At 44.0% G+C, this 16,166-nt stretch carries 11 protein-coding genes; 1 reads left to right on the top strand and 10 read right to left on the bottom strand.

What is annotated here, in order from left to right:
* Window positions 1–13 precede the first annotated feature (13 nt).
* From QFZ78_RS04275 to QFZ78_RS04235, 9 genes are all read right to left on the bottom strand, one after another.
* A complete protein-coding gene (locus QFZ78_RS04275; protein ID WP_307545674.1) occupies window positions 14–1,825 on the bottom strand; it encodes a cohesin domain-containing protein in 1,812 nt (603 codons plus the stop codon).
* A gap of 45 nt (window positions 1,826–1,870) precedes the next feature.
* A complete protein-coding gene (locus QFZ78_RS04270; protein ID WP_307545672.1) occupies window positions 1,871–2,899 on the bottom strand; it encodes an S-layer homology domain-containing protein in 1,029 nt (342 codons plus the stop codon).
* A 169-nt stretch (window positions 2,900–3,068) separates the two neighbouring features.
* The gene (locus QFZ78_RS04265) at window positions 3,069–3,890 is read right to left on the bottom strand and encodes a carbohydrate ABC transporter permease (RefSeq protein WP_307545670.1); all 822 of its coding nucleotides are present in this window, start codon (window positions 3,888–3,890) and stop codon (window positions 3,069–3,071) included.
* 1 nt (window position 3,891) lies between these two features.
* A complete protein-coding gene (locus tag QFZ78_RS04260; RefSeq protein ID WP_307545668.1) occupies window positions 3,892–4,875 on the bottom strand; it encodes a carbohydrate ABC transporter permease in 984 nt (327 codons plus the stop codon).
* Window positions 4,876–4,943: 68 nt separating this feature from the next.
* The gene (locus QFZ78_RS04255) at window positions 4,944–6,302 is read right to left on the bottom strand and encodes an ABC transporter substrate-binding protein (protein ID WP_307545666.1); all 1,359 of its coding nucleotides are present in this window, start codon (window positions 6,300–6,302) and stop codon (window positions 4,944–4,946) included.
* Between the two features lie 135 nt (window positions 6,303–6,437).
* Window positions 6,438–7,217, bottom strand: a complete 780-nt coding sequence (locus QFZ78_RS04250) for a response regulator transcription factor (protein WP_307545664.1) — start codon at window positions 7,215–7,217, stop codon at window positions 6,438–6,440.
* Window positions 7,218–7,233: 16 nt separating this feature from the next.
* The gene (locus tag QFZ78_RS04245) at window positions 7,234–8,562 is read right to left on the bottom strand and encodes an ABC transporter substrate-binding protein (RefSeq protein WP_307555482.1); all 1,329 of its coding nucleotides are present in this window, start codon (window positions 8,560–8,562) and stop codon (window positions 7,234–7,236) included.
* Between the two features lie 2 nt (window positions 8,563–8,564).
* On the bottom strand, window positions 8,565–10,373 hold the full coding sequence (locus QFZ78_RS04240; RefSeq protein WP_307545660.1) for a sensor histidine kinase: 1,809 nt from the start codon (window positions 10,371–10,373) through the stop codon (window positions 8,565–8,567).
* A 495-nt stretch (window positions 10,374–10,868) separates the two neighbouring features.
* Complete coding sequence (locus QFZ78_RS04235) at window positions 10,869–11,354, bottom strand: DUF2975 domain-containing protein (protein ID WP_307545658.1); 486 nt, start codon at window positions 11,352–11,354, stop codon at window positions 10,869–10,871.
* Window positions 11,355–12,737: 1,383 nt separating this feature from the next.
* On the opposite strand from QFZ78_RS04235, the gene QFZ78_RS04230 reads away from it, so the two are divergent.
* Window positions 12,738–14,723, top strand: a complete 1,986-nt coding sequence (locus QFZ78_RS04230) for a 5'-nucleotidase C-terminal domain-containing protein (protein ID WP_307545656.1) — start codon at window positions 12,738–12,740, stop codon at window positions 14,721–14,723.
* Window positions 14,724–14,860: 137 nt separating this feature from the next.
* On the opposite strand, the gene QFZ78_RS04225 is transcribed toward QFZ78_RS04230, so the two are convergent.
* Window positions 14,861–15,646: an alpha/beta fold hydrolase gene (locus QFZ78_RS04225; protein WP_307545654.1), complete on the bottom strand. Its 786-nt coding sequence runs from the start codon at window positions 15,644–15,646 to the stop codon at window positions 14,861–14,863.
* Window positions 15,647–16,166 lie beyond the last annotated feature (520 nt).

The following is a 16,166-nucleotide window of genomic DNA, read 5'->3' as shown; positions in this document are numbered from 1 at the left end:
CCACTATGTGCCTTTAACGAAAAATCCACTTGGCCGTCATGGCCAGATCCTCGATATCCACTTTCCTGTCATGGTTAACATCCGCTCGCGCGTACTTCGCCCATTCCGGGTCGGCAGAAGTACCGCCGTAAGCCGCCGCAACCATCGCTAGATCCCCCACAGAAATTTTATTGTCGCTGTTTAAATCTCCTTCTTTATCGGCCAAGGAGATACGAATCTGATGGGTTGCTCCGCTTATTCTTGTTTCTATGCCTTTGCTGTCAGTTAGTATGATCTCGTTGATGGTTATTGTCGCTATAGCTGGTTGGTCCAGCACTTTGGCTTTCCAGTTCAGCGACAACAAATCGGCATCCTCGTTAACCGGAGCGGCCCCTTGATTTGTAAGCATGACTCGGACTTGGCCGCGGATATCGGAATCAATTCGTGTGGACATGCCTTCTCCAAGCGTATCCACACCGATGAAATCCATGTGCTCCGCATCATATAAAATTGTAATATCCTGGGAATATACACTTTGAGTCACGTTGCGAAGTCCATAGATCAGAGCAAAGGAACCTCCGCCAACAACCGACTCCTGGCCAGTGAATAGGACCGAAGGTGAATGACCCGCCTGTGTGGTGACCGTAACGCTTGGACCATTCGTACTCCAAAGTCCGGATGCAATCCCTGCTTCCACTTTAAAGGAATACATGGTGCTCTGCTTTAAACCCGTAATCGCGTATTGATAGACACTTCCCGTCACGGTACCTATTGCATTCCCATCTTGGTAGACCTTGTATTCAGTTACGCCGACTGGATCAGCAGCCCCGGACCATGTCAGCGTCAAACCCGAGCTCGTCACACCGGATACGTCTATCCGCTTCACCGCCGTCCATTCCGGCGTGTTCGGCGTTTCCGGCAAACTGCTCCATATAGCCCTTGCTATAATGGCCAAATCTGCGATGTCAATCTTGCCATCTGCATGAACATCAGCTTTGACCATGTTTGCCCAATCGGGGTCAGCTGATGTTTTGCCGTAAGAGGCTGCCGCAATAGCCAAATCTCCAATTGTAAATTTAGAATCTCCATTCAAATCTCCAGGCTCGGAGGTATGCATCGACGCGAGGAAGACTCGAAGCGCTTCCTCCAACTCGGTGGATGCCAGTTGAATTTGCTGCTGTGTAGCATCGGCTTGGTCAGCCACCGTTTTGGCGCTGTTTATGGCCGTTAGGAGAATGGCTTTAGCGCCCTTCGGATACTGCCCTAAGCCGCCACCTTCCACTGCGTTGTCATGTGCAGCTTGCGCTCTGGCGATTAAACTTAGCAGTTCCCATTTATTGGCCACAGCAATCTGAACGGTGTGCGTCGCTCCACTTACGCTTATTTCTACGCCATCGCCGTTTGAAACGACTGTATCTATAACGGATACTACGGATGTCGCAGCATGATTGAGCGGTTGTGAGCTCCATCGAAGCGTCAGCAATTCGCTATCTCTCTGAATCGCATTGTCGGCTCCATGGCTAGCTGCAATAATGCGGACATGTCCTGGCGCTTCAGACAGACCTATAATAGAAAAATGATCTTTCATTGAATCCGCACCTAAAAAAATCAACTGCTCAGCATCATAACGAATTGTAAGATCCTGAGCATAGACGGCTTCCGAGACACCTTTCAATCCGTAGGTCAGACTAAACGCTTGGCCTGCCTGTACGGTATCCTCACCGGACAAGGAAGCCCGAATGGATTCCTCGGCGTTGGCAAGTGGTAGGTCAGCAAACCAGTTAGCCGACAAAAGAATGAGGAGCGCATATACAAGGAACGTCCTATTCTTTTTCCTTTTTCTCATTGGCTATTATCCTCTCCGGTTTTTGGTATCACAAATGGCTGCCTCTTACTTCTTATAATCAAGCAAGGATAGAATGAGTGTGACCGCCTCTGCCCTGGTCGCATGGTCATTCGGCATGAACAAGTTGCCTCCCTTGCCTTGGATGAGTCCCGCTTCAGCGGCTGACACGACGAAAGGGTACGCCCAATCGGGAATTTGGTCTTTATCGGTAAATGTCGATATTTTATCCTCATTTGCCAGGATCCCCGCTGCCCGTACAATCATCGTAGTGATTTCGGCTCGGGATATTTTTTTGTCCGAACGGAATGTGTTGTCTTCATAGCCTGATACAATGCCCGAGGCTGCTGCTGCCGAGATGCTCGATTTGGCCCATTCCGGCATAAAAGCAAGATCTGCAAAGCTTAGCGCTGCATCGTCCTTCAATGGCAAATGAATCGCACGAGCCAGCATCGCCGCAAACTCCGCACGCGTTACGAGGCCTTGTGGTTGGAAAATGCCGTCCTCGTATCCATTGACAAAGCCCAGCTTCGTTGCTTTTTCAATCGCATCTTTCGCCCAGTGCCCGGCAATATCACGAAATAGAGCCCTATTATCGTTTCTGATTTCCATGGCGATCTGCGTTCCCGCATTTTGTTTAGCAGAAACCATTTTGCTGTTGACAAGCTTCACGTCCGTGAGTTTCACCGATGCTTCGCCTTTGCCAAACGGTTCAAAGGTAAGCGTACACAGGGTAACTTGACCGCTTTCTCCGGCAACGTTGCCAATTTTGGTACTCGCAAATTGAATCTGATTATTTTTCACGATCGCAGGAATGGAAAAGCCGGTTATTGCGCTTTTTGCTTCCTTAAATCGAAGTTGGCTGGTGTCATAAATAAAGTTAACTTCATAAGCGTAAACATCTTGAAGGTTATCTCCTTTTACGGTAACTGTAATTTCTTTGTCCTTACCCACCTCAGGTTTATCGTTACTGATTGTTAGCTTGTAAGAGAAGGTGTCTGCTGCCCATGTGGACATTGGAACCAGAAACATACATAACAGGAAAGTTAAATGGATATAAAGAAGTTTGTGTTTCATGCAGATCTTCCTTTCTGAGTAACATATTCGTGATTTTGTTCGTAAGCGTTTACGCAAATTTCATGAATGAATGGATGCAACCTTGTGAGAGGAAGGAGAGTGAAACTGTGCTCCTCTCTCCCCGTCCGGCTAAAAGTTCAGTCCAGATAAGCCGTCTTTTCTAATACTTTTATCCTTTAATAGAACCTGCGAGAAGACCGCGAATAAAATACTTACTTAAGAAAATATAGACGAGCAAGGTAGGTAAAGCGGCCAAAATCGCTCCAGCCATCTGTACGTTCCACTGTACGATTTGACTGCCTGATAAATTTTGCAGAGCAACCATGATCGGCTGCTGCTTCTGTGTTGTCAGCGTAACGGCAAACAGAAATTCGTTCCATACGCTGGTGAATTGCCATATGCCGACAACCACAAATCCCGTTAGCGAAAGAGGGATCATGATATACCTATAAATCCCGAAGAATCCGGTTCCGTCGATTTTGGCCGACTCCAGCACCTCCATCGGGATGCCAACGTAAAAGTTGCGGAACATCAAGGTGCAAATGGGCAGACCGTAAACGATATGAACGAGAATTAATCCTGGAATCGTGTTATACAGCTTGATCGATTGCAAGAACTGAATTAACGGGATAAGAATACTTTGGTAAGGGATGAACATCCCGAACAGCATGAGTGAAAATAAAAAGTTTGATCCTCTAAACTTCCATTTAGACAAAATGTATCCGTTTAAAGATCCGAGCAAGGACGATAACAAAGTAGCAGGTATAGCCAGCAAAAAGCTGTTCGTCAAATTGGGAATCAGCTTCTTAAACGCCTCTTGGTAACCCTTCAAGTTAAAATACTCGGGCAGCGCCCACATTCTATCGAGTGTAATTTCGTTCAGTCCCTTGACACTCGTAATCAACATGACATAAACCGGAACAAGATAAATAATCGCCAAGACGATTAACACCACATACAACATCGAACGATTTATGCGCTCAATCGTCATATTAATCCTCCCCTTTGCGCAAGTTGGAAATCAGGTAGGGAATGATCAGCAAGGAAACAAGCAGCAGCATAATCATCGCGATACCTGCACCTTGGGCATAATGATTTCCGCGGAATGTCGTTTCAAACATATACACGCCAGGCACATCCGTGACAAACATGGCTCCTGGCCCTGTCATCGCATAGACCAAATCAAAAATCTTTAACGAAATATGTGCCAAAATTATAATCAAGCTCATCGTGATCGGCTTCAGCTGCGGCAGGATAACCTTCCGAAGCACCTGCCATTCCGTTGCGCCATCCACTCGAGCAGCCTCCCGCAGTTCTTCGGATATGTTCCGTAGTCCGGCCAAATACATCGCCATTGCGAATCCGGACGTTTGCCAGATGGCAGCAATAGCTACGGCGATAATGGCTACTGGAAGGCCGAAATCAATCTGACCGATAGGAATTTTAGGGATAATCTCTGTGCTTACAAACCAGCTCGGCAAGTTCGTAACGCCAAGCGACTTCAGCAGTAAGTTAACGCCGGTCGTTGGATTCAGGATCCATTGCCACACGACCCCTGTTACGACAAAAGAAAGAGCCATTGGAAATACAAATATATTTCGGAAAAATGCTTCCCCTCGTACTTTCCGGTCTACCATGATCGCCAGAAACAGACCAACGAGCATCCCGCCGGTGATAAAGAGAGCGGTAAACATAACCGTATTTCGTAAATCCGATTGAAAGCGGAAATCATTAAACAGAAAAGAATAATTGCTGAAGCCGGCGAAAGTAAGGTTTTTAACGAGCGTGTTCCACTCGGATAACGATACGTAACCTGTCCAGGCTATAAATCCATAAATAAAAATGGCAATTGCCGCTAAAGACGGCAGAAGCATTAATATGGGTACAAGCTTTTCCGACTTCCAAATGCTGCGCTTGCGAACCAAAGTGTTGGGCTGATTTGTATTCAGTTGTCCCTTTAAACGGAAAGCGTTCATCTATTCACACTCCAGAAAAACAGGGTCAGATGCGTAAGCCGTCATCTGGCCCTGTCGATTTTTCTTCCCTATTTCTTCATTCCATTGGCAACTTGTGCTTGTTTAAGCGCTTTAGCCGCTTGCTCTACATCACCTTGGGTTACGAAGATATTAATCGCTTGGTTGGCCTGTGTAGTAAAGCCTTCAGGCGCTGCCGAACCGTGTGCCATACTCGGTGTGAGCTTGCTCTTTTTGAAGTCTTCAATCGTCGTTTTACCATAAACGTCGTATTTGGACGTATCCGCATCAACCCTCGCTGGGATGGATCCCTTCAGTGGGTTAAACACGTCTTGACCCTCTACAGAGCCTAGAACCTTCAAAAACTCTTTGGCCGTCGTTTGGTCTTTGGAATCTTTAGGCAGAGCAAACGTATCGGTTACAACCATGAAAGTGCCGTCCGTATTCGGGGAAGCAACCCAACCAAAATCTTCGTTCGCTTTCAATTTCAAATCCGTCGTGAAATATCCTTTCGCCCAGTCTCCCATATTGTTCATAGCTGCTTCACCTTTGGCCACCAGTTGGGCAGCATCCTGCCAGTTACGGGCGGCATGGTCCTTATTCACGTAAGTTAGCATTTTTTTGAAGGTTTCAAGGGATTTCTTCACACGAGCATCGTCGAAAGGAATCTCGCCGGTCCACAACTTTTTGTAATCGTCGGCTCCAAATTCGCCGAGCAAAATATTTTCGAACAGCATCGTTGCTGTCCATGGCTCCTTATCGCCGAGTGCGAGAGGAGTAACACCCTTCGCTTTCAATGCATCCGCTACCTTAATAAACTCATCAAAAGTAGTAGGCGCTTTCAATCCATTTTGGTCGAATATTTTCTTATTGTAGAAAATGACATTGCCCCGATGAATATTGACCGGTACGGAATATATGTTTCCATCCTTGCTAACCATGTCGATCAGATCCTTCGGAAACTTATCCTTCCAGCCTTCCTTGTCGTACAGGTCGTTCAAGGGGCTGACCTTAGCAGCCGCAACCCACCCCGTATTCAGCTCTGCCCCGCCATGAACTTGGAACGCTGACGGCGGATCTCCGCCTTGCATTCGGCTGGCAAGAACAGCCTTCGCATTGGTTCCAGCACCGCCGGCAACGGCTGCATTAATCACTTCAATATCCGGATATTTATTTTTGAACAATTTAATAAGTCCTTGAAGCCCCGCTTCTTCACCTGCACCCGTCCACCAGCTAAAGATTTCCACCTGTTTTTTGCTAGCCGCAGGAGCTGGAGTGGCAGGCGCTGCTGTTGCGGCAGGCGTGTTTACGGCCGCAGCCGGATTTGGAGCTGAACTGTTTTTAGCCTCATTGGTGTTGGTGCCACATGCGGTAAGAAGCGAACCCGTTAATGTTACAGCCGAAAGAATAATAGATAAATTACGTTTCACAGTACTTCCCCTTTCAGATCACTTTTGTATGAAACCGCTTTACAAAATTATCTTACTCAATTGAGGAAACACTTTTAATGAGGTAAATCTATCTTTTATTCCGTTTTTTTGCACAATAGACGCATTACCTTTTGTTTAGGCATGTTTTGACCTATAATCCCCAGGCGACATACCCTTTTGCTTTTGAAACCATTCGCTGAAATATCGAGGGTTGGGATAACCGACAGATTCCCCGATCTGATAAATCTTGAGGGTGCTATTGCCAAGAAGTTCGCAGGCTTTCTCTATGCGCAGTTGCGATAAATAATCGCTGAACGATTTGCTCGTTTCCTGACGGAACAACCTGCTTAAATAATTCGAAGTGACGAATAATTCATCTGCAATTTGATTGAGATGAAGGTCCTCTGTGAATCTGGCACTCATCATTTGAAGCGCTTTTTTGATCAAGTAAGAGCTGGGCTCTTCGGATACTTTTGGCTCAGGAGAACTATTGTCTGGAAGAGGTGCTTCAGTAGAGCACATCATCTTTGCTTTCTGCAAAGCAACTTCAATCTCTTCCACGTCCGAAGGTTTAAGCAGGTAATCTACAGCTCCTAAACGAAGCGCTTCTTGGGCATATTTAAAATCACCATATCCGCTGAGGAAAATAACCTTAGTGTTCGCCGGCAAGCGACGCTCTTTTTCCAATTCGCGCAATCTGGCAACCAGTTCAAGACCGGTCATATTGGGCATGCGAATATCCGACAAGAGGATGTCAACAGGGTGGTCCTCCATATAACGGATAGCTTCAAGGCCGTCTTGAAATACTTGAACCAGATCGATGCCCAGCAGCTCCCAATTGATATGCTCACTTAAGCCTTCCCGAATCCAGGTTTCGTCATCAATAATTACAGCACGGCAAACGGTCGCGTTCATCGAGTCATCCTCCGTCCTACTTCAAATTTCCATTCATATTCATAGAGAGCTGGCGCAATTCATTCGCCGCATCTTTAAAGGATATTTCCGGCTTGGCAAAAGATGTTATGATTTTGGCCAAAGCCCTTTCTTCAATATCGACCATAGCCGGATAATAGCTAATCGAAGGTTCATTTTTGGCAATATCCATACTCTTCAAAATTAATGCAAAATCGGGTCTTGTCTTTTCAAAGAACGGGTCTTCTAGAATAGAACGTCTTGCTGGTACTCCACCCTGCTGCGCATAGATCATTCCACCGCGCTTTCCGGTCGCATACTGAAGAAACTTCCAGGCATCTACAGAATTTCTGGAACTTGCATTAATGGCAAGCGTCCATCCATGCTGAAATGGGACGCGCTTAATCTGGCCATGCTGATCTTTGGTGCCAGGGATTAATGCAATTTTTATTGAATCTTTATTGGGGTCGCTGTTTTGTTTGATCATTGGATAGGCCGCATTCCAATATGGAGCTGCTATGGCAATCTCATCTGCTAGTAAAGCGTCACGGGTTCTGGCAAAATCCCAGCTGAGCAAATCGTGCGGGACTACCTTCTCCTGCACCAGTTTCTCCAAATATTTGCCGGCTTGAATCGACTCCTCTCGATCCAAAAATACGTTCCCGTCCTCTTCATTCAGCACATCACCGCCGTATGACCACAACAGAGATGCAAAGATCTTAGATCTTTCTTCTGGTACAACAGCAGGCATCGCGAGACCCCATCTCGTTGGGGAATTCGGGTTTTTACTCTTGGTATACGTTTTGGCCAACTCGAATAAATCGTCCCAGGTTTCCGGCGGATTAGGAATTAAGTCGCTTCGATAATACAGAAAGTGAGTGCTGATATCAGTTGGCAGCGCATATGTCATATCGTGGTATTGGTAAGTAGATAGAAAATCGTTAACATCAAACGACTGCATATCTGTTAAATTTTTATCATTCATGAAGGGATCTAACGGAAGAATGGCATGAACCGAGGCAAATTGTGCGATCGATGTATTTGGAATAGAGACGATATCAAACGACTCCGTTCCCGCCAGCAGCTGTGTGCCAACAGAAGTAAAATACACATCTCTTCCCAATTCGATAAACTCCACCTGAATCCCCGTATCCGCTTCAAATGTCTGTGAAATTTGACGCATCGCTGTAGATTCCGTACCCGTTCGAATCAATACTTTTATTTTTTTGTTGCTCGCTAATGCTTTAGGAGGATCAACTGTCACCTGATCCAGTAACAGCAAACTGCTTAACGCCCAGACTAGAAGCAAAACGAACGAAACCAACATCAGCCTATTGAAATGCAGCATTTTCAATGCTCTGCCCCCTCTTGATCCTCTTGGCACGAAGACAATCGATAAGGGATTGTAACCGTTACCAAAGCGCCTTGATCCTCGCCTGCTGCAACCTCAATGCCATATTCCTGTCCAAAAGCCGTCTGAATTCTCTGTTGGACATTCCGAAGTCCCACATGGGCATTTGAAGCAGCATTCTGCAGCAAAAGACGGACGTGAGCCAAATCGACCTGCCTGCCCGTATTCGATATGACGATATGAACCTTATCTTCGCTTCTGCTGGCTTTTATCATTACTTTACCGCCATCCTGGCTTTTGGATATGCCATGTTCTAAAGCGTTTTCAATAAGCGGCTGCAGAATGAGCGGCATCACATTTACATAGGTAACTTCGGGATCCAATTCAATTTCATAATATAGCTTGTCTCTGTACCGATAGGACTGGATTTGCAAATAGTTCTCCACATGCTCGAGTTCTTTCCCTAGTGTTGTCCATTCCTGCCCAGCATTTAAGGTGAAACGAAAGAACCGCCCCAAAGCAGTAACCAACTTACTGATGGAATCTGCTTTGTGCTTCTTGGCCATCCAATAAATCATATCCAGCGTATTATATAAAAAATGGGGATGGATCTGCATTTGCAGAGCTTGAAGAAGTGCCTCGCGCTTTTCTTTCTGCTGCATTTCATTCTCCTGAATCAGAAACTGAATACGGTCCATCAACCGATTAAAACTAAATTGCAAGATGCTGATCTCTTGAATGGGTCCTTGCGTTTCCCGTACATGAAGATTGTCTTTCGCAGCGAATGTCATTAACCGGGCTAAGTTAATAACCGGCTTAGAAATGGCCGTAGCCAGAAGAAACGAGACAATGACCGAGACAAGAGCACCGATTGCCGACATCATCAACAAGTACCGCAATATTTTTTGATTGGGGCCAATTAATTCATCGATTGGGACGACCGCCGTCATCTTCCATCCGCTAATTTTGGAGGTGTCGAAAGCAAGAAGCCATTTTCTATCGACAATCTGCAACCCTTGGCCCTGGGATGGCAAGGCATTGATTGCTTGGCTAATTTTATGATTTTGAGACAGCTGAGGATCTTGCTGGTAAATCACATCACCCGACGCATTTGAAACTAATAGCGAGCCTGTTGAACCAATTTGAACGTTTCGCAAATACTCGCTTATAAATAGATCGTTAAATTGAACAAATAAATAGCCCCGAAGCTTTGCCGTGTTGCTGTCAATGAGACGCCGTACAGCTGTGACGGAAGCACGAACAGGCGTTTCGAAACCGTCCTTTGGGCGGTAGATCGATCTTCTATCGCTAAACCAGTTCATTTTTAAGGGCTGACGCTCAATTTGATCCATAACAAATTGATAATTCACCTGATCAACTTGCCCATAGGTGTAAAATGAATTTTCTGTCGAAAGAACCTCATGTCCCGCTGTAGTAAAATATATGGCCCTAATGTGTTCCAGCCTGCCTCGAAATAGATTGGAATATACTATATTTTTAAATTTTTGATTTGCTTCAAACAATGGATAGGAGGAGTCCAAGGGACCGTTTAAAAAATCAAGCGACTGTTCATACAGCAAAGTCCATGTGAGCCGATCGATCTCTGAGAGATTGGCATCCAAAGCCCGCTGAGTCTGTCCAACCGTCTGCAGCAGATACTGGCTTACCTGCTTTTGGAATAGTTCGTTTTCCTTTTTATAAGTAATATAAGTAATAACCACCAAAGGAAAAATCATGAGCAGAAGAAAAACAGACAGCAATATAGTGCGAATAGAGATCAGTTTGCTGACATTATTGAAAGCGCCCACCCTTTCTACCGTATGAATACACGAATAATCTAACACGTTCAATTTGAAATGTTTGTCGAAACAAGTGAAAGATCACATAAAAAATAATAAAATGTTGCAGAACCCCGACCATGCATTTATTCAATTATTCGAAAATTGTTATAGTGGTGCTTTTTCATTTGTAGGGTTCAACCAATTGCATTAAACTACCGCTCCTTGGTTTAATCGTTAAGGTCTCCACAGCTTCAAAAAATGAAAAAAAGCTGCCGTAAAGCAGCTTGTCAACTATCGTTATCCGTTAGTGATGTTATAGAGGACCTTTTACATATAAATTAAACTGCCTGTTAGCGGAATAAGCCACCGAATTTATCACCGGCAGCCTGCTAGAACTTGTTATGAAGCTATCGTTCTGCGTTAGTTAAATAAATTAGTTGTCTGTTTTTATTGAGTGTTCTTCGTCGCTTTTGTACTCCAAAATCACTTGGCTGACAATCAAAAGTCTTACACATCCGTTAATCATTCATTTTTCGACTTTATATCTGGGGCATTTTTTAATGGCTTTTGAAGTGCGTCCACAATGGCTGCGATGATACTTGTTGCTAAAATACCCATTAGACATAATGATGTAGGACCCGCTGCATCATCACTATCTGTAACTGTAGCAAGCACCCTTAAACTTACTATTCCTATCAAAATGAGAAAAATGACTGTAAAAGCACATTTCTTTATAATCTGTAAGGATTTAAGGGATAATTCAGAGAAAGCATTGTTCTTTTCGATGTAGGTTAAAAGTTTATATGCTTGATACAACGCAACAGAAAACGCAATACAGAATCCGTATGCACATACTAAAAAGGGGATTAGGAAGTAAGCCGTATCTGGATGTACCCTTGCATCTCTAACGGCTATCTCAGGCAACCAGATACACAAAGCAAGCACTGCAATTCCAGCCAGAAAAATAATTACCTTTAAGAAAGTGGTTGAACCTCGTTTAACATTCATTTAAAACACCTCACTTATTTAATGACAACATGATTTTAGCATACGATTTATCGTTTTACAATAAATTTATATTGTTTTTTTATTATATTATTGTTAGTTATTGAAATATCCTTTTAATTTTGACAAAAATAAAAAGCATTTCTCATTACAAAGAAATGCTCTTACTTTAAAATGTTAAATTTGCAACTTATTTAACAAAACTGCCCGTTAATCAATAAACAAAAAGAGGAGTTGCCGCGAAGCAGGCTCCTTAACTATAGTTCTGCGTTAGCGTAGCAATGTGAATCCCTACAAACGTCTGTTTATCTTTTCATCCAGGTATATATCTAATGCTTCAATTCCTCGTAAAGCCAATTTTATGAATAAATAAAGACTATACAACCCAAGTAAAGCAAATAGTCCGTAAACAATGAACAACAGGATAGGTAGTATTGAAAACATCGAAGGACCAGCCAAAGTTAATGCCCCTTTCCAATGGAATAAAATGGTTAATTATTTTATTAGGATACCATAATTGAATTTTGAAGCATTCAAAATATCATGGTCCCCCTCCACATTTAGGTGAGCGAAGGGCTGCCACCCGACACGGTAGCCATTCTGTTATTGATATGGATAATTTTTTATACTAACAGCCAATTAAAAGGGGAAAAATAACCAGTAATCATCAATAATTGTTATGCTAACAATCCAAAGTAATATTCCAATAACTATAACCAATCCAGTATTTGAAGGCTTCTTAATGAAACGGAAGGTATGGGCAAATGCCAACGTCCATAAGGTAAAGGGAAAAACAAGTAGATATAGTCCAATGGACATACTCCCTAAAAAGCTTACGACATACCATAATATACCTGCTAACCAACATAGTTTGGGTTTCACAGTAATCCCAACAATAGTCGTTAAAAACATCGTAATCACTGCAAGAATAACCAATCCATAAAATATGATTGTAAACATTAAGGTTCACCTCAAAACTATTTTACCATGAACTTGTAAATTATCCCTCTAAATTGCTCAGCCCACTTATTGAACATTACTGCCCTTTAGCTTAATGACGCACTGTCAGTCTAAAACTTTATTTTCTCAGTCTAGACTTTATTTTCCTTGAACAACTCCAAGTATTAAACGCTACCATTGGCTGCAGAGACGTCTTCCTGCATCCAGATCGAATTAGACTCTGCAATTTTAGCTCAAATACTGCTCGGCCAATTTCTTTTTATCGGCCTCGCTCATTCATGAATTCCCCCACAGTTCTCCCAGTTCGTACCCCCTCGTTTACCAATTCTTTATAAGGGCCATACATCTCCAAAACATACAAACGGTAAAGTTAACCATGCAGAATACTTAAATACCCATTTAAACTAGAAAAGAAAGAGGTACTCCATGAAGAAAAAAATCATTCCTGTAATCTTATTTTCCTCTATCCTCCTCGCCATGCCGCAAGGAAGCGGCGGAACGGTCAACGCGGAAACGTTGACTGCAGGCAACGTTTCGTTTTTGTACTTCAACGACGGTCATGAAATCAATCCCGTTGTCGATAAACTCGGCACCCGTGGTGGAGTGGCCCGGATTAAAACATTGATCGACAGCGTAAAGGGAGACAAAATCATCGCGTTCGGGGGTGATCTCGGCGGCGGGACATTGTTTGGAGGTGTATTTAAAGGGTTTCCAATGGTGGAAGCATTCAATCGAATCCCGATCGATCTCGCTAACTTCGGCCAGCATGACTTTGATGCAGGCACGGCCAATACACTTGAGTTGGTAAAAGCGTCTAAGTTCGCATGGGTCTCTTCCAACCTGATCGGCAAAGACGGTAAGCCGTTCGGTAACGTGCCGCAGTATCAGGTATATGAGAAGCAGGGTATCCGTATTGGTGTCATCAGTCTTACTACTGCGATGGAAACTACGACACAGGACGAGAACGTGCAGCAATCCGATGTAATCGAATCCGCCAAAGCAACTGTTGAGAAGTTGAAGCAAGAACAAAATCCAGATTTAATTATCGCGCTAACCCAAGAGTCTGTTCAAGATGATAAGTTGCTTTTACTGGCGGTTCCGGATATCCGTGTTATTTTCACGGAAGAAGAAGCGGAAGAAAAATCGTTCGTATACGATTTCGACGGTTCCGGAAAAAGGTATATTTTCTCACCTCAAGGCAATATGGGTTCCATGATCCGTTTAAATATAAGTAAAGCAGCTGACGGACAACTGACTCTCACCAATGAGATCCTGAAGGTAGATGAAGCTGTAAAAGAAGATGATCAGCTTGCTGGGTTGGCCAAGGAGTACCAGTCCAAACTTGACCAGGAATTGAGCAAGACGATCGCCATTTCGGAGAGTGACTTGATCTATGGGGACAACCATGAGTCTCGGTTCCAAGAAACCGCAATTGGCAACTTGATTGCTGATGCTTATCGGGATTACTACAAGACCGACATCGCGGTTGCGAATGGCGGCGGCATCCGCGCTAGCTCTACAAAAGGAAATTTTACACTCAAGGACGCGAAATCGATTCTGCCGTTCGGCAACAAAATCGTAGTGGCAGAAGTGACCGGAGATATGGTGGCTGCAGCACTCGAAACGAGCGTTTCCGCGGTCGATAAGCTCGCGGGCGGTTTTCTTCAGGTATCGTCGGGCACCTCATATACATATGACATGACCAAGCCGATAGGTCAACGAATCGAGAAGGTTACAATAAACGGTCAGCCTCTGAACAAGCAGCAGAACTACAAATTAGCCCTCTCTAACTACATGTATACGGGCGGGGATAAATATACCATGTTCGGCAACGCGAAAACTGTGGTGGGAGCAAATGAAGCCCTGACAGATGTTGAACTTCTTGTGGCATATGCTAAAAAAAGCGGAACCATTCGAGCGAAAGCGGAAGGACGCATCAATGTGAAGGGATTTGCGGACATCCCGTCAGACTATTGGGCAGCACAGGATATTTATCAACTGAGCAACAAAGGAATCATCGGTGGTGTGGACAACGCGCGCTACGCACCAAATCAATCGGTCACACGCGGTGAGGTTATCGACTTCCTTGCTAAAGCTCTTGTACTAGACCAAAAAGCAGTAGAAAAAGCAGTTGGCTTGAAAGGTCTGGAACCGAAAAGTCCGCTTACTCGTGAAGAGATGGTGCTTGTGATGAAGTGGATCTATGAAACCAAAACTGGAAAACAACTGGTATCGACGGAAGTGTCGCCTTTTTCAGATGATGCCCAGATTGCAATTGGTGTGAAAGCTGCTGTATCCAGCTTGGCTAAGGAGGGTCTGTTAAACGGCAGGCCTGGAAATCTTTTTGCCCCTAAGGATACAGCAACAAGAGCCGAAATCGCTCATGTGATCTGGTCACTTCTTAGTTTATAACATGAAAAACGTGCATGAGTTGTATTAGACAAGAATATTTCGCTAATATGCTCTTTCGCAAAAGGCAGCCTATCCATCTGGCCGGCTGCCTTATCTTATTGTATATTGAGCTATCGTTCCTCGTTAGCTGAATAGAGCTATGAGCCAGTAAATTGCACCAATAGCTGATTAAACTTATCACGTTCTTCCCAAAATGGGCCATGACCGCTGTATTGAAACGGGACAAGCTGTGAATTTCTTATTTTTTGATTAAGTTCCTGTGCTTGTGCAAATGGAATTACTTTGTCGTGGATCCCGTGAACAATTAAAGTAGGGACCGATATTTTTGGCAGATCGGTATATAGTTTCTCATCTCTTAGCATAACTACGACTGATGCGGTTGACCAACCTGCTGCCTGTAATCCCAATTGAAAAAACCAGTCTGAGAATGGGGCTGATATATACTGAAAGAAAAAGGTGTCTGTTACTTCACGCATCATCTTAGGGCGGTCGTTTAATGTTTTATTAAGAAATTTATTGGCAGTGTCTGTTGTAAAGCCTATAGGAGCGGCAGCGTCTACAAGAACAAGTCTAGAAACTCCGTAACCATTGTATCGGGACATATACCTAATTGCGATCGATCCGCCCGTGGAGTGACCAACGAGTGTGAAGTTGTTTAATTGAAGTACACCAACTACAGTGCGGATATCATCCGCCAATCGGTCATAATTGTAGCCACTTATTGGCTTATCCGAATTACCGAAACCTCTCCAGTCAATTCCTATACAGCGGTATCCCTTTGCGGGAAGAACATCAAACTGATACTCAAACTGTTTATGGTTTAACGGCCAACCATGTATAAAAACTATGGTCTTGCTGCCCTCAGGATTGATATCTTCGACATATAAATTTACACCTGGTTCTACATTAACAAAGTATCCCACACCGGTTCCCCCAAATAACTAAAGTGGTTTCAAGAATAAGATACTCACTTAGCAAATATGTGTGAATACCTATTCCTTTGATTGCACGCCATGTCGGTTGAAAGGGACGGTGTTTACTGAACTAATCTGCCCGTTAGCGGAATAGGCTGCCCAGCGAATCACCGACAGCTTGCAGTTGGTGCCGGAGCTGGCGCCTACACGAACAGCTATTATAAAGGTGATTACCTTTTCACCTTAACTCATTTCAACAAAACCAAAGAAGCTCACCTTCTGCAGGTGAGCTCTACCAAATAAAAACAGCCGGGAGACGCACTTAGAGGGCTTCTTCCAGCTGTTTTTTTTCTGTTCCAAGCAAACTGATTCATTAATCCCATGATTTTACAATAAGTACGCTACTCAGTTATTGTTCAATTTGTATAGGGTTGACTTGGCTAGTCCAAAAGTTATTCAGATATTAGTATTTCTTGAAGAATACGCGCAAAATCCGCTCGAAATCAGCTGTTAGCTTCGTCTACAGAGT

The organism is Paenibacillus sp. V4I5, assembly GCF_030817255.1.
In the GTDB taxonomy this organism is placed as follows: Bacteria; Bacillota; Bacilli; order Paenibacillales; family NBRC-103111; genus Paenibacillus_E.
Note: the sequence above shows the minus strand (reverse complement) of the source record. Positions and strands in the feature narration are given on the sequence as shown.

Bases quoted from the DNA above. Each gene is read 5' to 3' on its own strand.
- QFZ78_RS04275 (WP_307545674.1), bottom strand. From the start codon at position 1,825: ATGAGAAAAAGGAAAAAGAATAGGACGTTCCTTGTATATGCGCTCCTC.
- QFZ78_RS04270 (WP_307545672.1), bottom strand. From the start codon at position 2,899: ATGAAACACAAACTTCTTTATATCCATTTAACTTTCCTGTTATGTATG.
- QFZ78_RS04265 (WP_307545670.1), bottom strand. From the start codon at position 3,890: ATGACGATTGAGCGCATAAATCGTTCGATGTTGTATGTGGTGTTAATC.
- QFZ78_RS04260 (WP_307545668.1), bottom strand. From the start codon at position 4,875: ATGAACGCTTTCCGTTTAAAGGGACAACTGAATACAAATCAGCCCAAC.
- QFZ78_RS04250 (WP_307545664.1), bottom strand. From the start codon at position 7,217: ATGAACGCGACCGTTTGCCGTGCTGTAATTATTGATGACGAAACCTGG.
- QFZ78_RS04245 (WP_307555482.1), bottom strand. From the start codon at position 8,562: ATGCTGCATTTCAATAGGCTGATGTTGGTTTCGTTCGTTTTGCTTCTA.
- QFZ78_RS04235 (WP_307545658.1), bottom strand. From the start codon at position 11,354: ATGAATGTTAAACGAGGTTCAACCACTTTCTTAAAGGTAATTATTTTT.
- QFZ78_RS04230 (WP_307545656.1), top strand. From the start codon at position 12,738: ATGAAGAAAAAAATCATTCCTGTAATCTTATTTTCCTCTATCCTCCTC.